Annotated in this window: 21 protein-coding genes; 13 read left to right on the forward strand and 8 right to left on the reverse strand. The window is 48.7% G+C overall.

The window, feature by feature from the left end; translation table 11 throughout:
• Window positions 1-29: 29 nt before the first annotated feature.
• The 3 genes from H6F93_RS03235 to rbp form a co-directional block, all read right to left on the reverse strand.
• Window positions 30-962, reverse strand: coding sequence for an ADP-ribosylglycohydrolase family protein (locus H6F93_RS03235; protein WP_190679195.1), 933 nt, complete (start codon window positions 960-962; stop codon window positions 30-32).
• A 299-nt stretch (window positions 963-1,261) separates the two neighbouring features.
• Window positions 1,262-1,630: a pentapeptide repeat-containing protein gene (locus tag H6F93_RS03240; RefSeq protein WP_190679198.1), complete on the reverse strand. Its 369-nt coding sequence runs from the start codon at window positions 1,628-1,630 to the stop codon at window positions 1,262-1,264.
• A gap of 12 nt (window positions 1,631-1,642) precedes the next feature.
• On the reverse strand, window positions 1,643-1,942 hold the full coding sequence (rbp, locus tag H6F93_RS03245) for an RNA-binding regulator (protein ID WP_190644800.1): 300 nt from the start codon (window positions 1,940-1,942) through the stop codon (window positions 1,643-1,645).
• 514 nt (window positions 1,943-2,456) lie between these two features.
• On the opposite strand from rbp, the gene H6F93_RS03250 reads away from it, so the two are divergent.
• The gene (locus H6F93_RS03250) at window positions 2,457-2,642 is read left to right on the forward strand and encodes a hypothetical protein (protein ID WP_190644799.1); all 186 of its coding nucleotides are present in this window, start codon (window positions 2,457-2,459) and stop codon (window positions 2,640-2,642) included.
• Window positions 2,643-2,852: 210 nt separating this feature from the next.
• The gene (locus H6F93_RS03255; protein ID WP_190644798.1) at window positions 2,853-4,442 is read left to right on the forward strand and encodes a B12-binding domain-containing radical SAM protein; all 1,590 of its coding nucleotides are present in this window, start codon (window positions 2,853-2,855) and stop codon (window positions 4,440-4,442) included.
• A gap of 193 nt (window positions 4,443-4,635) precedes the next feature.
• On the opposite strand, the gene H6F93_RS03260 is transcribed toward H6F93_RS03255, so the two are convergent.
• The 3 genes from H6F93_RS03260 to H6F93_RS03265 all read right to left on the reverse strand — a co-directional run bounded on the left by H6F93_RS03260 (window position 4,636) and on the right by H6F93_RS03265 (window position 5,900).
• The gene (locus H6F93_RS03260) at window positions 4,636-5,118 is read right to left on the reverse strand and encodes a Uma2 family endonuclease (RefSeq protein WP_524537885.1); all 483 of its coding nucleotides are present in this window, start codon (window positions 5,116-5,118) and stop codon (window positions 4,636-4,638) included.
• Complete coding sequence (locus H6F93_RS35635) at window positions 5,106-5,369, reverse strand: hypothetical protein (protein ID WP_524537886.1); 264 nt, start codon at window positions 5,367-5,369, stop codon at window positions 5,106-5,108. The genes H6F93_RS03260 and H6F93_RS35635 overlap by 13 nt, the downstream gene beginning before the upstream one ends.
• A 90-nt stretch (window positions 5,370-5,459) precedes the next feature.
• The gene (locus tag H6F93_RS03265) at window positions 5,460-5,900 is read right to left on the reverse strand and encodes a DUF4168 domain-containing protein (protein WP_190679201.1); all 441 of its coding nucleotides are present in this window, start codon (window positions 5,898-5,900) and stop codon (window positions 5,460-5,462) included.
• A gap of 179 nt (window positions 5,901-6,079) precedes the next feature.
• Between H6F93_RS03265 and pedR the strand changes: the two genes are divergently transcribed.
• From pedR to hisS, 3 genes are read left to right on the forward strand one after another with little or no spacing between them, the layout of a single operon-like run.
• Window positions 6,080-6,364, forward strand: a complete 285-nt coding sequence (pedR, locus tag H6F93_RS03270) for a photosynthetic electron transport-dependent transcriptional regulator PedR (protein WP_524537887.1) — start codon at window positions 6,080-6,082, stop codon at window positions 6,362-6,364.
• A gap of 18 nt (window positions 6,365-6,382) precedes the next feature.
• The gene (locus H6F93_RS03275; RefSeq protein WP_242042168.1) at window positions 6,383-6,700 is read left to right on the forward strand and encodes a hypothetical protein; all 318 of its coding nucleotides are present in this window, start codon (window positions 6,383-6,385) and stop codon (window positions 6,698-6,700) included.
• A gap of 15 nt (window positions 6,701-6,715) precedes the next feature.
• The gene (gene hisS / locus H6F93_RS03280) at window positions 6,716-7,999 is read left to right on the forward strand and encodes a histidine--tRNA ligase (protein WP_190679203.1); all 1,284 of its coding nucleotides are present in this window, start codon (window positions 6,716-6,718) and stop codon (window positions 7,997-7,999) included.
• Between the two features lie 264 nt (window positions 8,000-8,263).
• Here hisS and radA read toward each other — a convergent pair whose 3' ends face one another.
• On the reverse strand, window positions 8,264-9,808 hold the full coding sequence (radA, locus tag H6F93_RS03285; RefSeq protein ID WP_190679205.1) for a DNA repair protein RadA: 1,545 nt from the start codon (window positions 9,806-9,808) through the stop codon (window positions 8,264-8,266).
• A gap of 182 nt (window positions 9,809-9,990) precedes the next feature.
• On the opposite strand from radA, the gene rpaB reads away from it, so the two are divergent.
• The 8 genes from rpaB (at window position 9,991) to H6F93_RS03325 (ending at window position 20,689) form a co-directional block, all read left to right on the forward strand.
• Window positions 9,991-10,722, forward strand: coding sequence for a response regulator transcription factor RpaB (rpaB, locus tag H6F93_RS03290; RefSeq protein WP_190644792.1), 732 nt, complete (start codon window positions 9,991-9,993; stop codon window positions 10,720-10,722).
• A 67-nt stretch (window positions 10,723-10,789) separates the two neighbouring features.
• Window positions 10,790-11,821 (forward strand): phosphate acyltransferase PlsX, encoded by a 1,032-nt coding sequence (gene plsX / locus H6F93_RS03295; protein WP_190644791.1) that lies wholly within the window; start codon window positions 10,790-10,792, stop codon window positions 11,819-11,821.
• Window positions 11,822-11,823: 2 nt separating this feature from the next.
• Window positions 11,824-12,825 (forward strand): beta-ketoacyl-ACP synthase 3, encoded by a 1,002-nt coding sequence (locus tag H6F93_RS03300; RefSeq protein WP_190679207.1) that lies wholly within the window; start codon window positions 11,824-11,826, stop codon window positions 12,823-12,825.
• Between the two features lie 17 nt (window positions 12,826-12,842).
• Window positions 12,843-13,730 (forward strand): ACP S-malonyltransferase, encoded by an 888-nt coding sequence (gene fabD / locus H6F93_RS03305; protein WP_190644789.1) that lies wholly within the window; start codon window positions 12,843-12,845, stop codon window positions 13,728-13,730.
• Between the two features lie 430 nt (window positions 13,731-14,160).
• Window positions 14,161-14,385 carry a hypothetical protein gene (locus H6F93_RS03310; protein ID WP_190679209.1) on the forward strand — a complete coding sequence of 75 codons (225 nt, stop codon included), beginning with the start codon at window positions 14,161-14,163 and terminating at the stop codon, window positions 14,383-14,385.
• Between the two features lie 84 nt (window positions 14,386-14,469).
• A complete protein-coding gene (locus H6F93_RS03315; protein WP_190679210.1) occupies window positions 14,470-18,312 on the forward strand; it encodes a PAS domain S-box protein in 3,843 nt (1,280 codons plus the stop codon).
• Between the two features lie 55 nt (window positions 18,313-18,367).
• Window positions 18,368-20,194, forward strand: coding sequence for an adenylate/guanylate cyclase domain-containing protein (locus tag H6F93_RS03320; RefSeq protein ID WP_190644786.1), 1,827 nt, complete (start codon window positions 18,368-18,370; stop codon window positions 20,192-20,194).
• 12 nt (window positions 20,195-20,206) lie between these two features.
• Entirely contained in the window at window positions 20,207-20,689 is a 483-nt protein-coding gene (locus H6F93_RS03325; RefSeq protein WP_190644785.1) for a CYTH domain-containing protein, read from the forward strand.
• A 93-nt stretch (window positions 20,690-20,782) separates the two neighbouring features.
• On the opposite strand, the gene H6F93_RS03330 is transcribed toward H6F93_RS03325, so the two are convergent.
• Window positions 20,783-21,547, reverse strand: coding sequence for a ferritin-like domain-containing protein (locus tag H6F93_RS03330; RefSeq protein ID WP_190644784.1), 765 nt, complete (start codon window positions 21,545-21,547; stop codon window positions 20,783-20,785).
• Between the last annotated feature and the right edge of the window lie 156 nt (window positions 21,548-21,703).

A 21,703-nucleotide genomic window follows, 5' to 3' on the forward strand; every position in this document is an offset into this window, starting at 1 on the left:
GCAAACGTCAAGCAAATATCAAGCAAACATCAGGCGTTAGTGACCTGTTCAAATCGAGTTGCCAAATCTTCAATTGCTGCTTTTCGAGCAATCTGATTTATCCACTCCACAGGAATGTTGTCTAACCCATAGTAGATTCCGGTTAGACCTCCTGTGACAGCAGCAGTTGTATCGGTATCGTCGCCCAAATTAACTGCTTTCAACACCGCTTCAGCATAAGAATGAGTGTTGAATAAACACCAGAGCGCAGCTTCTAACGTATGAATCACATAGCCACTCGATTGAATCGCATCAACAGGTAAGCTAGCGATCGACCCATTTGTGATCCGCTCAAAGTGCGGCAGTTCTGAACTGTAGGGTGATTTCTGATAAATTTGCTGAACTCGTTCCCACCCCTGCCGATACGCCGTTTCCAGATCAGACCCTTGCAGCAGATCAATGGCAACACTGATGTAAATGCCACACGCAATCTGAGAACGAGGATGAGCATGGGTAATGCTGGAAACTTGATGGACGCGATCGATCAACTCCGGGAAATCTAGCCGCTTGTGCCAGTACGCCATCGGCAAAATTCGCATTAGAGAACCGTTGCCATTGCTGCGATCGCTGCTCTCACCCGACTCCAAAGGAGAAATGCCGCGCTGTAATTTGGCGATCGCCACTTGAGTCGTGTTTCCCACATCAAACGTTTCACCATGTGCCGTCCAGTACGCTTCACTGTACCAGCAGCAAAATTTTTCGGCGATGTCCTTCGGCGAATATCCGCTACAGAGGCTTTCTGCCAAACAAAAGGTTAGCGAACTGTCATCAGACCAGGTACCGGGCGATTGGTTCCAGGTGCCATAGCCCTGCATTCCTGCAACTGGAGCTATTGTCCGTTGAGCCCGACTTGTAAACTCGACTGGAACGCCCAGCGCATCTCCAACACACAAACCCATAAACCCAGATAAACAGCTAGACATAGTTTTTATTGAGGACTCTGAATGTTCCCTCTAGGCTATTGCGAACGCAATCAAAGATCATCAATAGCCAGAAGCCAGTTATGAGGAAGACAAGAAATGGAATGATGAGAGGGAATGCTTCCGATCGAGTAGAAGCAAATAGTAGAAGCAAATTAGACTGCGAAACTGCTGCTGCTCACTAGATCTGAAACATTCACAGGAATCTTCACAAAATAAATTAACCCAGCCCTTAGAAGATATCCTTCCAAGAACTGGGTTTATAACATTGCACTATTTTGCGCTTGCAGTCTGAATCAGTGCTACTTAACGGGCTCGCGAACTACCCCATCGGGCATGGTTGCCCCCTCTAGAGATGCGTCCTTGAGGTTAGACTGCTCCAGTTTAACTCCGGTCAAATTTGCGCCTGTGAAATTTGTCCCGGTCAAATTTGCGCCTGTGAGGTTTGCACCTGCCAGGTTTGCACCTGTGAGGTTTGTATTCCACAAGTTAGCGTTACGCAGATCTGCTCCGCTAAGACAGGAATAGCTCAGGTTGACTTGAGTCAAATCTGCTTCACTAAAGTTAACACGCCTTAGATTTACACTTCTTAGTTTTGCTGCAATCAAATTGATGCCGCTAAAGTTTCTCTGTCCGGCAGCATACCGGCTCAGAAGTTCAGGAGTTTTCATGGTTTATTTCTTCTAGTAGCGACGACGGTTATTATTGCCCCAACCGCCGCCACCCGAAGAGCCTCTATCTTCGCGAGGTTTTGCTTTGTTAACTCTCAAATCACGCCCCATCCACTCGGCTCCATCCAATGCTTCGATGGCTGCTGCCTCTTCTGCATCTGTCCCCATTTCAACAAAACCAAAGCCTCTCATACGACCCGTTTCCCGGTCAGTTGGTAACTGAACTCGCTTAACCGTACCGTATTCAGCAAAAACGGTGTTGACATCAGCTTCGGTGACTTCGTAGGACAGATTACCTACATAGATTGACATAAGCTACTCCGGTTAGAAAAATATCTGAGATCCAAATTTCGGATAGCCGTCTGCCGATGATATACAAACTAAACTTACACCGAATTAAAGCCTCACATTTACTATATCCTGAATCTTTGCTGGAGCAAGCGTTTTTTACCGCTCGTTCAAATTTTGTAGGTTAGGAAGGTTAGGAAAGAGAGAATGTAGACCAATTGTAATGATTGAAATTCAGTTTCTACAGCCATCTGGCTTTAATCATCAAGCTTCTTAAGAGATGATTTTAAAACTGAGAGTGTTTATATTTAAACATTTACATTCGGTCAAGCAGATTTGATTTGCGATCGCTCAAACCCTTCTCTGAGGGGAGTTCAAACAGGATTTCTATAACTTAATGAAGGTTAAGATTCAATTGTTCAGATAACTTAACGACCAATTCACAATTTTAGAGATAAGGTTAAGTTAACTGATGGGGAAGACAAACCCATATTTTATAAATTTTGACAGTTCGTTTTTGAAACCAGAGGATAAAGACATGTTGAGCACAGATACATATAACTTTGAAGTTCAGCCCGGGACTCGTAATCACAAAGGATATTTTGTTCAAGAAACTGCTTACAAGCTAGTTGGAATTGATCAGGCGGGTTGGGCACTGATTTGTCTGGACAACACGACTTGCCACTATGTTGATCCTGATAGTCTTCAGGAGTTACTAGGTTAAAATGTCGTGTAGCAAGGAACACAATTTCCTTTGGTTTGAGGACTGACGTTGCAGATTGTGAACGAAAATTGGGGCGTAGGGGCGTAGTTCCCGCGCCCCAATTTGTTTCTTTTGATGGTTCTTACAACCGCCAATTTCACAAATTATTTAGCCCTGCTATATGCTGGGAAAATATTCTGGGTCAATATTCATAGTGTGAGGCACGACTTAATGCGGGTTTTACTGCTTTATCCCCTTTTCCCAAAGTCATTCTGGTCTTTTGATAAAGCTTTGGAGCTGGTTGGTCGTAAGGTTTCTCTCCCTCCATTGAGCCTAACTACGGTCGCTGCGATCTTGCCTCAAACCTGGGAGTTTCGTCTAGCTGACCGCAACGTCCGACTAGAGAGCGAAGCTGACTGGTATTGGGCAGATTTAGTCATCATTTCAGGCATGATTGTGCAGAAGCCTGACATGCTACACCTGATTAGCGAAGCAAAACGGCGCGGCAAGCGGGTTGCTGTTGGTGGTCCTTACGTTACCTCTGTGCCGGAAGCGGCGCAAGAAGCGGGCGCAGATTTCTTGGTGTTAGACGAAGGCGAAATCACCCTGCCGATGCTGGTGGAAGCGCTGGAGCGAGGAGAAACTTCAGGCGTATTCCGTGCCAATGGGGAGAAACCTGATGTCACGACGACCCCCGTTCCCCGATTTGACTTACTGGATTTGCGGGCATACAACGATATGTCAGTTCAGTTTTCGCGGGGTTGCCCGTTTCAATGTGAGTTTTGCGACATTATCGTACTGTACGGTCGTAAGCCTCGAACAAAGGCTCCCGCTCAGCTTTTGGCAGAGTTACAAGCGCTGTATGACTTAGGCTGGCGGCGATCGATTTTTATCGTAGATGACAACTTCATTGGCAATAAGCGCAATGTGAAGCTGCTACTGCGAGAACTAGCGCCTTGGATGAAGGAACACGGTTATCCATTCCGTCTGACTACAGAGGCTTCTGTAGATTTGGCTCAAGATCAGGAATTATTGGATTTAATGATTGCAGCTAATTTTACAGCTGTGTTTTTAGGCATCGAAACCCCCGATACAGAAAGCCTTTCTTTAACTCAAAAGTTTCAAAATACGCGCAACTCGTTAATAGAATCTGTGCAAAAGATTAACGAAGTAGGTCTGCGAGTCATGGCAGGTTTCATCATCGGGTTTGATGATGAGAAGCCAGGAGCAGGCGATCGCATCGTTGAATTTGTTGAAGCGACCGCAATTCCACAAGCGCTCTTTAGTATGCTTCAGGCCTTGCCCAATACGGCTCTGTGGCATCGACTTGAAAAAGAAGGGCGATTGCTCGATGGCGACGATGAAGCTAACATTCACCAGACGACATTAACCAACTTTATTCCGACTCGCCCCCTAGAAGAAATTGCACGGGAATATGTCCGTTGTTTCTGGGATTTGTATGAGCCTAGCCGCTATTTAGCGCGAGTTCATCGTCACTTTCTGGCTATGAAACCAAACCCTAATAAGAAGAAGTTTAAAGTGCCAGAATTTTCTGACATTCGGGCGCTTTTTACCATTTGTTGGCGGCAAGGGATCAAGCGAGATACACGCTTTCAGTTTTGGCGGCAGCTTTTCTCAATCATTCGGCACAACCCAGGTGTGTTTGAAACCTATCTAGTTAACTGTGCTTTGAATGAACATTTTGCTGAATATCGTCAAATTGTGCGAAATGAAATTGAAGCGCAGTTGACGGAGTATCTAGCAGCGAAAGCAGAGTCCAATTTGAAAACTGCCGAACTGCAAGAACCCGCCGTTCTGTAGTATGGGCGCTTTTATAGTGCTAGTCGCTTAAGTTAGAACAAAGAAGGGAGGCAGGTCGAAGACCTGCCTCCCTTCTTTGTTCTAGCCTGTATGACTATAGCGATACCTTAACGCCTCACTCATACCTGTGGAAGACCGTGCCACACGGAGCTTCTAGACAAAAAACGTTTTGATCGAAATAGGCAGTGTCGTATCAACTCAGTTGTTCAGGATCAATCCCTAGCTCTCGTAGCTTTGCTGCTAACGCCTCAGCACGTTGACGTTCTTGCTCAGTCTGTTCTGAACTCCACAAAAGCAGATTTCCAGACGCATTCCACCAGCGCAACCAGTTGATTGTATGTCCTAACCGTTCTCCTCTCCAAATTCCTAGCCACAGGTCTAACTCAGGAATATGAATTCGCCCTTCCAAGTTGACAGGTTGCAGCACATAGCGCCCTGCTTGAAGACAGCGCACCTCTAGTTTGGGTTCATAAGGATCGTAAGTAACATAGGTCGGAACTTGTAAGATGTGTTCGTAAAAGTAAAGCTTGCCGTAGGGTGGCGTAGAGCGAACCGATAGTTCACCACCATCTTCTTCGGATAAAAACTCCATCACAACTGCCACGCGATCACCTTCTCGATTTGGGGTATAGCTGCGGCGAATTACCCCCTCAGCTACGGGATTTACACGAGGCACGTAGAGCCAATCAGGAGCTTTAACAACATTTTTTTATTGACAGTAGCAACCAGCCCAAAATTGGAGACAATCAGCATTTCAGGCAGAATTCGCTGATTTGCGCCTAGTGCATCAGTAAGGGCTGCTGCTAGGAGTGGTTGTTGAATATTTTCCACCGGGTCGTCAGGTAGTTTGTAGCCGGCAGGCAAAATGTCCCAGGTAACAGTTGGGGGTGATTGAGTGGATGGATTGTGTGAAGCGTGTAAAACCATCAGATTGCTCTCAACCTGAACAAATCATTGCAAAAGAAGCTTAGGAATAAACAAAATTAGTACATTTGTTGTCGCCTCAAGTATATCAACTTAACTTCCTGCTTCCTGAAGTTGGGTGGCAATGCGTTCACCAAATTCTGGGTCGGTATTTGCTAACCCTAAAAGCTGCAAGTATTCTTGCCAGGTTAAGCCTGTGGAAGCGATCGCCTTAAACGCTTCTGCCTCAATCTCTTGCTGAACTTGTAGTGATTCAGATTCGGTTTCTGCACTTTGAAGCTCACCTTCTCGTTGCTCAACCAACTTGATCACCTGTACATAAGCTTGAACAAACTGGCTCACCTTTTCTGAAGAAATATCATTAACGTCTGGGCTGGAGCGGTTAGGCGTTGTTTCCTCCAAAGTAGGAGTCGTCTCCTGGTTGGAGTTTGGTTGTGCAGCCCAACTCACTGGAGCAATAGCCAACAGTCCCCATGCCCAAGCTGACACCACCAAAACAATCCGTTTTAACCAAATCCAGAAAGTTGAACACATCGATATTCTGAGCTGTTGATTTTGAGATGTTGTAAATTCAATTCTTTTATCGTCTGAAACCCGTTTGGGCAGGATTCTCCACCCGGCAACATTTCAAAAGTTGAACAGGATTTTGAGATAAAAGCGGTTTTTGCAGTGAAGCCCTTAGAATTGAGGGAGGCGATGAGTAAATATACACGGTGAGAAGCATTATGGCGGGCGGCGATCAGACCTCTGGGACACTCTCAGATCGAGAATTGCAAATCCTGGAACTGGTGGCTGGTGGCTTGACCAACCAGGAGATTGCAGAAAAGTTAGAAATTAGCAAGCGCACTGTTGACAACCATATCAGCAATATCCTGACCAAAACTTCAACCGGCAATCGAGTTGCTCTGGTCAGGTGGGCCTTGCAGTGGGGGAAAGTTTGTATTGATGAAGTTAACTGCTGTACTTTGCCCATTTCTAGTGATGAAATTATTTCTTAATGAGTGCGTTTAGCTGAGATGATGAATCAACCGATCGCCCAAACTGGTGCCCAAACTGGAGATGTAGAGCAGCCTTACCAAATCCAATGTGATCGGTTGCCGTTGGCAATCTATCGCGAAGTAGTAGCCCATTTACGTCAAGTTGCGGGGGTCGAGGCGGGGTTGTTGCCTCAGACATCTCAAAAGTTTGACTATTTACAGAGTCAGGTGGGTGGGCTGTGGATTCAATATACGGCAGCGGCTGACCAGGCTTCGCATCTACGGGTGGAGCAGATTTTGGCGTACTATGGCGATCGCTACGGCAACTGGGAAGTGGTTAAACCGACTGAGAAGTAATCTGAGAAGTAATTCATGGGCGCGATTCAGGCTTTGAGAGGAACCCGCGATATTTTGCCAGAGGAGGTCAGCTACTGGCAGCGGGTAGAGACGGCTGCAAGAGATATTCTGGGCAGGTCGGCTTATCGAGAAATTCGGACTCCTATTTTTGAGCAGACTGACCTGTTCGAGCGAGGCATTGGTGAAGCAACCGATGTCGTAGGCAAGGAGATGTACACCTTCAAGGATCGGGGCGATCGCTCCCTTACCCTGCGTCCTGAAAATACTGCTGGCGTAATTCGCGCCTTTATTGAGCATCACCTCCACGCTCAGGGTGGGGTGCAGCGGCTCTGGTATACCGGACCCATGTTTCGCTACGAGCGTCCCCAAGCGGGGCGGCAGCGGCAATTTCACCAGTTAGGCGCTGAGTTGGTCGGCAGTCCCGATCCGCGTGCTGATGCAGAAGTCATTGCGATCGCCACCGACCTACTGCAATCGCTGGGCTTAAAGGCACTGCGAATGGACTTGAATTCAGTAGGAACTATCGCTGATCGGCAAACTTACCGAGAAGCCTTGGTTGCCTATTTCACGCCTCACCAAGCGGAACTAGATGCTGACTCTCAGGATCGGCTGACGCGCAACCCGCTACGAATTCTGGATAGCAAAGATGAGCGGACAAAGGCGATCGCTCAAGACGCACCGAGTATTTTGGACTATCTCAGCCCTGATTCTCAAAAGCACTTTGACCGAGTACGGCAGCTTTTGGAAGATTTAGGCATTTCCTATCAACTGAATCCTCGCCTAGTACGAGGGCTAGACTACTACACGCACACTGCATTCGAGATTATTTCTGATGACCTAGGTGCCCAGTCCACTGTTTGCGGTGGCGGTCGCTATGACGGCTTGGTTGCAGAATTAGGCGGACCAGAGACTCCCGCTGTGGGTTGGGCGATCGGTCTAGAGCGGCTGATTTTGCTGCTGCAACAGCAATCCCTTGCAACAGCAGCCGTTGATTTTTACCTCGTGTCGCGGGGCGATCGCGCTGAAGCCCAAGCCTTGAAACTTGCCCAAACCCTCCGTCAGCTTGGATTTGCAGCAGAACTTGATCTCAGCGGCAGTGCCTTTGGCAAACAGTTCAAGCGGGCAGATCGTAGTGGTGCAGTCGCTTGCCTGATCCTGGGTGATGCCGAAGCAGACAGCGAAACGGTTCAGATCAAGTGGTTAAAGTCAGGAGAACAGGAGGCGATCGCCCAATCTGATCTACCAGACAAAGCCGATGACCTACGCCGCCGAATTACAGATTTCAGAGAGGGCGCATAGAACGTGTAGGGACGCAGCATTCGGGCAACAAAAGCGTTAGAGGCAAAGACTTGAATCCGAATGCTACGCCCGGTTCGGATTCAACCCCAGTTCGAGTTCAGTTCAAGAGTATGCCAAATCCGACATGACGTTCGGATGAAAATCAAGGGTGAATCACAAATGGTTTGTTATGTCCAACTGGGCATGGCATCCGGAGGGCGTGGCATTCGGACGAAAATCATCGGTATATCGCGAGAAGAGTTTTCTGAATGCCGCGCCCCTACGTCATTCTTCCTCATTCCCCCCTTTCACCAACGCGACTCCGATCGCATCCACAACTCTTGCCACTGGAATGATTTCTAAACCAGAGTCAGAATTGGCTTGGGTATGAGGCACGATCGCCCGCTTAAACCCTAATTTTGCAGCTTCTTTGAGCCGTAGCTCCATTTGCGAGACGGGACGCACCTGTCCACCTAAGCCGACTTCGCCGATCAGCACCGTACCCGGATCAACGATGCGATCGCGGAAACTGGCAGCAACAGCGATCGCCACCCCCAAATCCGCTGCGGGTTCTCCTACACTCAATCCCCCAGATGAAGCAACATAAGCATCCAGCTTAGACAGCGGGATTCCCACCCGCTTTTCTAGCACTGCCAGGATTTGCAGCAGACGGTTGTACTCAATTCCCGTTGTGGAACGGCGCGGGGAAGCATAGCTGGTTGGACTGACCAATGCCTGCAACTCCACAACTAAGGGACGGGTACCTTCACAAGCGACGATTGTGGCTGTTCCTGAAGAGGCTTCATCCCGATTGCCCAAAAATAGCTCTGAGGGATTTGTCACCTCTTCTAAACCGCGATCGACCATTTCAAACACGCCTAGCTCATGGGTTGCGCCAAAGCGGTTTTTCACCGATCGCAGCAAACGATGACTGGCAAAGCGATCGCCCTCAAAGTACAGCACCGTATCAACTAAGTGTTCCAACACTTTAGGACCAGCGATCGCCCCTTCCTTCGTCACGTGCCCCACAATAAACAGCGTGATGTGTTCCCGTTTGGCAAGCTGCATCAGCGCCGATGTACATTCCCGTACCTGAGAGACTGAACCGGGAGCCGAATTGAGGGTGGCAAAATAGAGCGCCTGAATACTGTCGATAATCGCCACCTGCGGTCGCAGCGATTCCAGTTCCAGCAAAACTGTTTCTAAATCCGTTTCCGGCAACAGATAAAGATTGGACTCTGAGGGCGCAATTACAGCAGCTCCAGTTGCTCCATTCCTACCGTCTGCATCCTCTGCCACAGCTTGTCGAATATTTGGGGGCTGACGAGAACTTCCATTTACATCTCCCTCTTTGCCCTTCTCTGCCCCACACAAACGCTGCCAGCGCAGTTTCACCTGCTGCCCCGACTCTTCTGCACAGACATAAAGCATTCGGTATTGCGCCGATAGCCGATTGGTCACTTGCAGCAGCAGCGTTGATTTGCCGATACCCGGATCACCCCCAATCAGCACCAGGGAACCCGGAACAATGCCGCCTCCTAAGACCCGGTCTAACTCCGTATAGCCAGAGGACAATCGCGATTGAGGATAGTCGGAAATCTGCGGTAAAGTCAGCGACACAATTGCTTGAGGCGCAGTTGACTCACCCGATCGCCTAGATTTTGTGCTGGTTTTAGCAGCGATCGCCCCCACCCTTGAAGAACTTGCACTAGCAGGTACAACCTGCTCTACCATTGAGTTCCAACTGCTACAAAAGGGACACTTACCAAAATATTGAGGAGACTCTGCTCCACATTCGTTACAAACATATTGCGATCGCGACTTTGCCATTTTTATTAATGTTAGATTTGTTCAGCCCTGTTTAATTTTCAGCAAGAATCTTAAGAAACCGTGAAATGTAGCTCTAGCGCGATTTTCAGCGATCTCAGAGGGATCTTAATGAGGTAATATCTTAATGATAAAGTGATGAAAAATTAATTATCGAAAAGGTCACTTAAGGAGCGTTGAGTAAGTTGGAAAATCATAAAGAAAAAATACTGGTTGTGGATGACGAAGCCAGCATTCGTCGTATCTTGGAAACTCGTTTATCGATGATTGGCTACGACGTAGTAACAGCTGCGGACGGTGAAGAAGCTCTCGACACATTTCGCAATGCTGACCCCGATCTAGTCGTGCTGGACGTAATGATGCCCAAGCTAGATGGCTACGGAGTTTGTCAAGAGCTACGCAAAGAGTCAGACGTACCCATCATCATGCTAACTGCCTTGGGTGATGTGGCTGATCGCATCACGGGCTTAGAGCTGGGCGCTGATGACTACGTTGTCAAACCCTTTTCCCCAAAAGAGCTAGAAGCTCGAATTCGCTCTGTGTTGCGTCGAGTCGAAAAAGTTGGCACCACTGGAATTCCTAGCTCCGGCGTGATCCACATCAACAATATTCGGATCGACACCAACAAGCGACAAGTTTACAAAGGCGACGAGCGAATTCGGCTGACAGGCATGGAGTTTAGCCTGCTAGAACTGCTCGTGGGGCGATCGGGAGAACCCTTTTCTCGCTCCGAAATTTTACAAGAAGTGTGGGGCTACACACCAGAACGCCACGTTGATACACGGGTTGTAGATGTCCACATTTCACGCCTACGCGCCAAGCTAGAGGACGATCCTAGCAACCCAGAATTAATTTTGACCGCACGGGGCACAGGCTACTTGTTCCAAAGAATTATTGAGCCTGGAGAAAATGAGTAGTTCGTTCTATCCGTCCCAGGAGAGAGTCCATCTGATAGAATTTTTTAGGTTTCTATAACTTTGGTCAATGGGATCAACTCGGGCACGGATTGCAATTGACGCGATGGGCGGAGATCATGCGCCCGCCGAAATCGTCGCTGGGGCGTTAAGGGCACGCGAAGAACTGGACGTAGAAGTTTTGCTGGTGGGCGATCCGCAGCAAATTGAAACGTCTATGAAACATCACAACGCTTCTCAGGTAGAGGTCGTTCCGGCAGAAGGCACGATTGAAATGCATGAAGAGCCGCTTAGTGGCTTGAAACGCAAGCCTAAAGCTTCTATCAATGTCGCGATGGAATTGGTAAAGCAGGGGCGGGCCGATGGAGTGGTTTCAGCCGGACACTCTGGGGCTGCAATGGCAGCGGCACTGTTGCGTTTGGGACGGTTGAAAGGCATCGATCGCCCTGCAATCGGTGCAGTACTGCCCACTCTAATCGCCAGTAAACCAGTGCTGATCCTGGATGTTGGGGCGAATGTAGACTGTCGCCCTAAATTCTTGGAACAGTTTGCGATGATGGGCACGATTTATTCTCACTCGGTGCTAGGCATTGAAGAACCTAAAGTCGGACTACTGAACATCGGCGAAGAGTCTTCTAAGGGAAATGATCTGGCCGTTCGGACGCACCAAATGCTGCACGACAACCCTAAGATTCCGTTTATTGGTAATGCCGAAGGACGAGATGTGCTGTCGGGTAACTTTGACGTGGTCGTCTGTGACGGATTTGTGGGCAATGTGCTGCTGAAGTTTGCCGAAGCGGTCGGTGAAGTAGCGCTGCACATTTTGCGTGAAGAATTACCTCAGGGTCTACATGGTCAGGTGGGTACAGCTTTGCTGAAGCCCAATTTGCGGCGGATCAAGCAACGAATGGATCATGCTGAGCATGGTGGCGGTCTGTTACTGGGCGTTGCTGGAATCTGCATCATCAGTCATGGCAGTTCCCAGGCTCCTTCAATCTTTAATGCCATTCGTCTGGCTAAAGAGGCGGTCGATCACAACGTTCTTGATCAGATTCAATCCCAATACCAGAAGACCGAGGCGATCGCCCCGGACGGAGAGTAACTGTGCATCAATCAGGAATCGGCATTGCGATTACAGGAAGTGGTTCAGCCGCACCTCCTGTTGTTCTCGATAACGCTGGCATGAGCCAGTTTGTGGAGACTTCAGATGAATGGATTTCGTCTCGCACCGGAATTCGGCAGCGTCACCTGTCTGATGCCCAAGGTTCAGTGACAGATATTGCAACCCAGGCGGCTCAGGCGGCGATCGCTATGTCAGGCATCACTGCCGCCGATCTAGATCTGATCATCCTGGCAACCTCCACCTCTGACGATTTGTTTGGCAGCGCCAGCAAAATTCAGTCAGAACTGGGTGCGATCAAAGCGGCCGCCTTTGATATCACTGCCGCCTGCTCTGGTTTTGTGTTTGGCATGGTGACAGCGGCTCAATTTATCCGCACCGGTACCTATCGCAATGTCTTGCTGATTGGAGCCGATCTGCTTTCTCGCTGGACAGACTGGACCGATCGCCGTACCTGTGTCCTGTTTGGTGATGGAGCGGGTGCAGTCGTGATGCAGGCTCATGAGGGAGGCGATCGCCTGTTAGGATTTGAGCTACACAGTGACGGCAGCCAAAACCATTGCCTCAACCTTTCCTATCAGGCAGAGTCTAAAGAACTGATTGAGGGAGTTAGTGTCGGTAAAGGCACCTACCAACCTATTACGATGGACGGTCGGGAAGTGTACCGCTTTGCCGTCAAGCGAGTTCCCGAAGTTTTGGAAAAGGCTCTATTCCATGCCAGCCTCACCGTTGAGGATGTCGATTGGCTGCTGTTGCACCAGGCCAACCAGCGAATTCTCGACGCAGTTGCCGAACGGCTCAACATTCCCAGTCAGAAAGTCCTCAGCAACATGGGCGAATATGGCAATACCTCCGCCGCGTCGATTCCAATTGCGTTGGATGAAGCTGTGCGAGATGGCAGAATTCAACCCGGCGACGTGATTGCCGCCTCTGGTTTTGGAGCCGGACTGACCTGGGGTGCAGCTATTTTTCGTTGGGGCAAATGAAGTAGGGGCAAATGAATATGACTAAAACCGCGTGGGTGTTTCCTGGGCAAGGGTCACAGGCGATCGGCATGGGATCTGACTTACTCGATCTGTCTCTCGCTCAAGCAAAAATTGATCAGGCTGAGCAAATTCTCGGCTGGTCCATCCCTGAGATTTGCCAGAGCGAAGACGACAAAGTATCCAAAACGCTTTACACTCAGCCCTGCCTCTACGTCATCGAAAGCATTTTGGCGGAGCTTTTGCTCGAAAAGGGTCAACAGCCTGATCTGGTTGCAGGTCACAGTTTGGGCGAATACGTTGCGCTTTGCGTGGCAGGCGTGTTTGACTTCGAGACGGGATTACGTCTAGTCAAGCGACGAGCAGAGCTGATGGATAGCGCTTCAGATGGGATGATGGCTGCGCTGATTGGCTTTGATCGGGAGCAACTAGAGCAGCAGATCCAGCAAACTGAAAATGTGGTGCTAGCAAACGACAATAATTCAGGGCAAGTCGTGATTTCTGGCACGCCCGAAGCAGTAGAACAGATTCTTTCTCAGGTCAAGGCAAAGCGGGCTGTTAAGCTCAATGTCAGCGGTGCGTTTCACTCTCCGCTGATGGCAGAAGCCGCTGCTGAGTTTAAGTTAGTCCTAGACATCGTCGCCTTTCAAACCGCCCGTGTACCTGTCTTGTCTAATGTTGAGCCAACGCCTGCTACAGATGGGGAGGTACTGAAGGATCGGCTGGTGCGCCAAATGACTGGCTCAGTTCGCTGGCGAGAAATTTCTCTACGCTTGCCTCAGGAAGGGATGGAGCGGGTCATTGAGATTGGCCCAGGCAAAGTGCTGACCGGATTAATTAAGCGGACTAGCCCTGAATTAAAGCTGCAGAATATCAGCACGATTGAGGAACTTAGCGCTGCAAACTAAGTAGTAACTAAAGCCGTAGGATGGGTGGAGCATCGCAGAACCTGTGCTGTCAGAAGACTTTAGCCATTGAAGCTAACCCATCAGATGAGACTAGACACGCTGTGGATTGGGTAAAACCTAAGGTCTACCTAGTCTTTGTTGGGTTCCGCTTTGCTTCACCCAACCCACTACGGCGACTGTTTAAGTTGACACAACACAAAAAAGCTTGTACGGATTTCAACCAACTGATTGCGTAGGCTTAGCAGATAGGTTATAAGCCTTAGCCGATGGGTTCAGTAGACTGAGCGCCAAATCATGTCTGTGGTTTGAACGTATGTTAGTTTGTGTACTAGACATCTATCTTCGTACACAAACTTGCCAGTGGCACCGTAAAAACTCCTGAATTACTGTAGGGAGTTTCTTTGCGATCGCTTCCAACCATAGCAACCGAGTGAGAAGCTATGTCCTCACTGAACATTTTGGCGCAAATCTCTTTGGCTCAGGTGATTCAGTGTCATCCTCCGATTTTTGCCCCTGGTGCTCCGATCCAGCAAGTAATCAGCCGCAAGTCACTGGACTAATCACACTGCAAAATATTGCTGAATCTTTGGAGCAGCTTGTTGTTGAATACACCGATCGCATTGAGCAAGAAACGAGCGATCGCCAGAGCGACTGAGCAAGCCAATTTGCATCGCTGTCTGCACAAACCCTAGCAGGCTGAAGAACTGATTGAAACCATCAAATCAGGTTTAATGAAACTATGAATAAACCCATTATTATTTGTGTTGATGATGAGCCTGCGGTACTAGACAGCCTTAAAATTGAGCTTAAAAAAGCATTAGGAGATGAATGCATTATTGAAACGGCTGAAGGTAGTGAAGATGTACTAGAGCTGTTCCAGGAACTGTTAGATGAACAAGCCGAAGTCGCCTTAATTTCAGCTGATTACGTGGTGCCTGGGATCAAGGGCAATGAATTGTTGGGGTGTATTCATGAGCGATCGCCCAACATGCTCAAAATCACACTAACTGGGCAAGCAACCTTAGAGGCAGTAGGCAATACACTTAGACAAGCTAGATTGCATCGCTACATTTCTAAACGCTGGCAGCCTGAGGATCTGATAGCCGTTGTGGACGCAGTTCATAGCTATCTGCAAGACCGAAAACTGTCTAAACAAACCCATACATTACAGGAAGTCAATCAGCAGCTAAAACAACTGAATGCTTCGGTGGATCAAAGGATTCAGGAACGAACTGGGATTTTGGAGCAAGAAGCTTCCGAACGACAACAAATGGAGTCTGAACTGCGCCGACGAGAGCAAGAATTTAGAGCGCTAGTTGAGAATTCACCAGACGCAATCATGCGGGTTGATCGGCAGGTTCGATATTTGTATGTCAATCCAAAGGTGGAGCAAGAAACAGGAATTCCTGCCTCAGCGTTTATTGGTAAAACCAATCAGGAATTAGGGTTTCCTGAGCCATTAGCAACCCTTTGGCAGGATGCAGTTCAGCGAGTTTTAGAATCTGGGCAAGAACAAAGCTTGGAGTATGAAATCTCGCTGCCGGATAAGACTGCTTATTATTTTTCTCGCATTGTTCCTGAGATTGCACGAGATGGCTCAATTCAGTCTGTTTTGATTGTTGCGCGCGATATTACCGATCGCAAACAAGCCGAAGAAGAACTGTTTCAAAGTAAACGGTTTATTGAACGAGTAACTGACGATTCACCACAGCTTTTATATATTTTTGACCTGACAACGCAGGGAAGCATTTACGTTAATCATCAAATTTATGAAACGTTAGGCTATCACCCAGAAGAAGTTTTGCAAGCAGGTTCACAATTTCTTTTAGATAAATTTCACCCTGAAGATCAAGGGGTTTTAGCGGAATACGTCAATGCTTGGGCAGAGGTTGCAGATGGTCAGGTTGTAGAGCGGGAATATCGGCTCAAGTGTGCCAATGGCGAGTGGCGCTGGTTGCGATCGCGCGATGTCGTCTTTACCCGAGATGAGAACGGGGTTCCAACTCAAATTCTCGGTACTGCTGTTGATGTGACCACCCGTAAGCAAACTGAAGCCACATTGCAACAACAAGAACAGTTCCTCCGCAGCATTTATGAGGGGGTTGAAGAGTCCATTTTTGTGATTGACGTTTTAGAAGATGGCGAATTTTGCTATGCCGGGTTGAATCCTTCTCATGAACGCTTTACGGGCATTTCGTCTACCGATTTGTGTGGCAAAACGCCTGAGCAAGTGTTTCCACTAGAGTCCGCAACAGCAGTACGGCGACACTATCAGGACTGTGTGGATCTGGGCAAAGCCATCGGCTATGAGGAATGTTTGCCTTTTAATGGACAGGAGGTGTGGTGGTTTACCAACCTGGTGCCGATCTGGAATGGCTCTCGGATTCATCGCATCATTGGCACCTCAATTAACATCACCGATCGCAAACAGACAGAGCAAGCGCTCCAAGCCAGTCTGGAACGTGAACGAGCTGTCACCCGTGTGATTGAGCAAATGCGCCAGAGTCTGGACGTAGAGACAATCTTTAAAGCAACAACTCAGGAGCTACGGCAATTATTGAAGTGCGATCGCGTCGTTGTTTATCGCTTTAACCCGGACTGGAGCGGTAACTTTGTCTCTGAGTCGGTTGCCAGCGGTTGGATTCCTCTAATTCAAAAACAGGAACTTGAACCTGATCTGACGCAAAATTTCACTAGCAGCAAAGACTGTAAGGTGAAGCGACTAGAACCACCCACAGATTTTGTCCAAGATACCCACCTGCGAAATACTCAAGGAGGTATCTACAGTCGAGGCAATCGGGGAATCTGGGTCGAAGACATCTATCAGGCTGGGTTTAGTACTTGCTATATCGAGTTGCTTGAGCGGTTGCAAGCTAGAGCCTGCATGACGGTTCCGATTTGGCAGAGCAACAAACTGTGGGGACTGCTCTCTGCTAACCAAAACTCAGGACCACGCCGTTGGGAAGAGGCCGAGATAGGTATCGTCATTCACGTTGCAGCACAAATGGGAGTTTCCCTTCAACAAGCAGAACTGTTTGCTCAGGTGCAGCACCAGGCAGCAGAGTTGCGAGAAGCCAAAGATCGGGCAGATGCCGCCAACAAAGCGAAAGGCGAGTTTTTGGCAAACATGAGCCATGAACTGCGAACGCCCCTTAATGCAATTTTGGGATTCACTCAGCTTTTAGGGCGAACTCCTGCCAGTGCGCCAGAAGCTCAAGAATATTTAGACATTATTCTGCACAGCGGTGAGCATTTGCTGGAACTGATCAACGACGTTTTGGAAATGTCCAAGATTGATGAGGGTCGAGTCACGCTCAATCAAACCTGCTTTGACCTTTATCAACTGCTGAATAGCCTGGAGGAAATGTTTCGGCTCAAGGCGAAGTCTAAGGGACTGGAATTGCGATTCAATCGCACTGCTCAGGTTCCCCAGTTTATTCAAGCAGATGAGGGAAAACTTCGTCAGATTCTCATCAACCTGCTGAGTAACGCAATTAAGTTTACTCAAACTGGAAGTGTTCTGCTTGGCGTTGCGACGAGGATTGAGGAATCTGTGGGGAGGGACTACGAAAGCAGACCGATGACCAGTCCAACAGGGCAGGTAACGCTTTGTTTTGAAATTGAAGATACCGGACAGGGAATTTCGGCAGAAGAGCTTGACACCGTGTTTGATGCTTTCGTGCAGGCAAAAGCCGGACAACAAGCTCAACAGGGAACCGGTCTAGGGCTGTCGATTAGCCGCCGCTTTGTGCAACTGATGGGAGGCGACATCACGGTTAGCAGCACTGTGGGACAAGGCTCGACGTTTAAGTTTGAGCTTCGAGTTGACTCAGTTGTTTCTGCCAATCGACAAGGAAATACTCCTACACCCAGGAGGGCTGTCCGACTGGAGCCGCATCAGCCAACTCGCCGGGTGCTGATCGTCGAAGATCAGATTACGAATCGGATGATTATCGTGAAGCTACTGACTAAGATGGGGTTTGAGGTGCGAGAGGCGGGGAATGGCAAAGAGGCGATCGCCCTTTGGCAAAGCTGGTTGCCTGATCTGATCCTGATGGACATGCAAATGCCTGTAATGGATGGCTATGAGGCAGCTCAGCAAATCCGAAAACGGGAGCGAGAAGCACAACTATCGTCCGATTATCATTCCCACACTGCAATTATTGCCCTAACGGCCAGTGCCTTTGATGAACAGCGACAGCGGATGCTAGAAGCTGGCTGCGACGATTGCCTCTATAAACCGATTGGAGCAGATGAACTGTTGACGGCGATCGCTCAACGTTTAGGCGTGCGCTATGCCTATACTGAAACCCCTGAACGAGCTAATGAACTTCAGCAAAACACAGATACACCTGCCACAGAACGACCTTTACAGGCTTCAGATTTGAAGGTGATGCCACTATCCTGGCGCACGGAGCTACAGCACGCCGCGACTCAACTCAACCCTAGCCTTTGCACAAAGCTGATTAAGCAAATTCCTGCGGAACATGCAGAACTTGCCCGCGCACTGAAGAAGGTAGTCTATAATTTTCAGTTTGCGACCCTGATTGAGCTAGCTCAACCTACTCAGAGTCAGGAGTAGCGATCGCCACAAAAATGGTTTCCCAGGACGGACAAAGACTAGAGCTGGAGCCTATATGTCAAATCCCGATTCTAAATCAGCTGTTGATCTGTCCGAGGGGGAAAGGCTGTCTCTACCACCAGCGATCGCTTACTACATTCGTAGACTGCTGCGCCGCAACCTGGATCGGCTCCAGTCTAACCTGGCTCCAGAATCTGCAATTACCGTTAACGCTTTGAGCGATTTTGACGCAGTAATTGCAGACCTTTATGTGGAAACTGAAAAAATCAACACAGCCGTTTTAGAACTCAAGGCTCTGACGGTATCTCACCAAACGTTTAGTTTGCAAAAGTCAAAGCACCGTCAGGAATTGCTGGACTTAGAGCAACAAATCTTTGAGTTACTAGGCTTTGAATGGCAAGAAACAGACTACCAAAAAGTAATTTTGGTCGTAGATGATACACCCGAAAATTTGCATCTCTTATCTTCTACGTTGAGTCAGCAAGGCTATGACATTCGGGGGGCGATTAGCGGCTCAATTGCCCTGACTGGAATTCGCAACATCATGCCCGACTTGATTTTGCTGGATATTATGATGCCAGGAATCAACGGCTACGAAGTTTGCGAACAAATCAAAGCAGACACGCTGCTGCAAGACATTCCAATCATTTTTATCAGCGCCGTTGACGATGCCTTAGATAAGGTTAAAGCGTTTGAAGTTGGTGCGGTCGATTACATTACAAAACCCTTTCAAATTGAAGAAGTGCTAGCTCGCGTTGAGCTGCAACTTAACACCCGCAGTTTGCAAAAGCGGTTAGAAGAGCAAAACGTTCGCCTACAGCAAGAAATTGGCGATCGCCAGGACGCCGAGGACAAATATCGCAGCATCGTTGAAAACGCCATCGATGGTATCTTTCAAACCTCTCCTGATGGGCGTTATCTCAGCGCCAACCCTGCTCTAGCTAAAATCTACGGCTACGAATCGCCTGACGAACTAGTTGCCCAGATCAGCAATATTGGCCGTCAGCTTTACGTCCTCCCGACCCGTCGAGCCGAGTTCATCGCCTACATGCAGCAATACGGCATAGTTTCAGATTTTGAGTCTCAGGTCTACTGCAAAGATGGCAGTGTTATCTGGATTTCTGAAGATGCTCGGGTGGTCAAAGACGCAAATGACACGCTGCTGTACTACGAAGGCAGCGTCAAAGATGTTACTGAGCGCAGACAAGCCGAAGAAGAATTACGTCAAGCCCGTCGAGCCACAGAACAGTTGTTGCTCAACATTCTGCCCCAAAAAATTGCTGAGCGACTAAAGCGAGGACAGGCGCAGGTAATTGCTGATAATTTTGCTGAAGTCACCATTTTGTTTGCAGATATCGTTAACTTCACGCCCTATTCAGCCCAGGTACCACCTGTTCAACTGGTGAGACTACTGAATCAAATTTTCTCGACTTTTGATCAGCTCGTCGAACAGTATCGCCTGGAAAAAGTCAAAACTGTAGGAGATGCTTACATCGCGGTGGGTGGCTTGCCTCAGGTTAAACCCGACCACGCTGAAGCGATCGCAGACCTAGCTTTAGCCATGCAGCAGGCGATCGCCCAATTTCACCGCGATACAGGTGACTCCTTTTGCCTCCGCATCGGTATCAACACCGGTCCTGTCGTAGCGGGCGTAATTGGCACCAAAAAATTTAGCTACGACCTTTGGGGGGATACAGTTAACGTCGCTAGTCGCATGGAGTCCGAAGGCGTAGCCGATAAAATTCAAGTAACAGAAGTAACTTACAACGCCCTACGAGAGAAATACATCCTCAAGCCCAGAGGCAGTATCCGGATCAAAGGGCGGGGCGAAATGATGACCTACTGGTTACTTGGCAAGAAAGGGGAAAGCGCTCAGAGCTAGCAAGTGAAAATAATGGCAACCGAAATCGAACGAAAATTCCTGGTAGTTGGAGACGAATGGCGGAAATCTGCCATTGGAACGCTCTACCGTCAGGGTTACATCTTCTCAGACGTGCGGCGAACTGTGCGGGTGCGGGTTGCAGGCGAAAAAGGATTTTTGACGATCAAGGGTACGGCGGTTGGACTGGTGCGTCCAGAGTTTGAGTACGCAATTCCAACCGAAGACGCAACGCTAATGCTAGACACGTTGTGCGATCGCCCCCTGATCGAGAAAACCCGACATGTCCTTCGACAAGGTGATTTAACCTGGGAAATCGACGAATTTGCCGGAGAAAATCAAGGGCTGATCGTGGCAGAAGTTGAACTATCTGACGAAAATCAGCCCGTCGAATTGCCCTCCTGGATTGGACCAGAAGTTTCTCACGATCCGCGCTATTTCAACGCCGCGTTGGCCAAAAATCCTTTCAGCCATTGGAAGGAAGAGGCTAGGGGCTAGGAACTGGTTTATTTCCTGGTGCTTCCTGGTTCCTAATCTCCAGTTCGGGAACCAGGAAGCACTAGCCCCTAGCCCCCAGCCCCTAACCCCTCTTCAAACAGCCGCTAACTCCTTTCCTTCTGCTACACCTTCTGACATTTCAGCGGGTACTCCATCCTGTACGAGAGAAGGCTGCTGTCCATTTCGCTGGATCAAATTTCCCACCATTGCTAGCAGCGCATTAACTTTGCGAGTCCGCCATTCATCTACCAGGGCTATCACCTGATTGTGAGGCAGACGACGCTCCATTGCTTCTAGCAAGTAGGCGGCATGTCCCTTCTCATCTTGGGCAATGCTGAGAATGCTCTTCTTCAAATTGACACTCTGAGGATCGTCGGGCAGAGCGTTTGCCATTCGCGCAAAATCTTTACAGGCATCTAGCTCCAAAATATGAGTGCTGCCCAAAAATACAAGCCAGTCAATTTTTTCTGGACTCATATTTTCCCTAGAATAGCCCTCAAAGTAAGCATCAAAGAAAGGACTGCGCCGCCGCTCATCGGGTTTACCTTCTGCTGTGGTTTGGGGCACCTGCTTAAAGTCAATCACTTGTTTGTTGAGTTGCTTTAAGGCGTGGGCAAAAATCTGTCCGTGTTTGCGCTCGTCTTGAGCGTGGCGGCTAAGCTTTTCGGCTAACCAGTCATCCCCCTCCGCAGCGGCTCTCTGGCTGAGCGCTTCTAAAAAAGGGACTGAGCCTGATTCTGCAAGTTGAAAACCTGCTAGCAAGTTCGGGCGAGTCTGCAAATCCCGCATATTGCGCGCCGTGATGTAGGCGACTGCACCAGAACCAACAAGATGAAAAATTTGGGTGAACAAGTTCATAGCACCATCAAAGAGGAGAGTGTCTATGGTTCATCCTAATGAGTTTTGTAAATTTGGGGGTTGAGGTCTAAGGATAAGACAGGCAGTCACTCACACCCTCTGGAGCCTGCCAATATCTATAAGGCACAATAATTTATAAGGCACAATAATAAGAAG

The organism is Leptolyngbya sp. FACHB-671 (assembly GCF_014695745.1).
Classification (GTDB): Bacteria; Cyanobacteriota; Cyanobacteriia; order Elainellales; family Elainellaceae; genus JAAUTN01.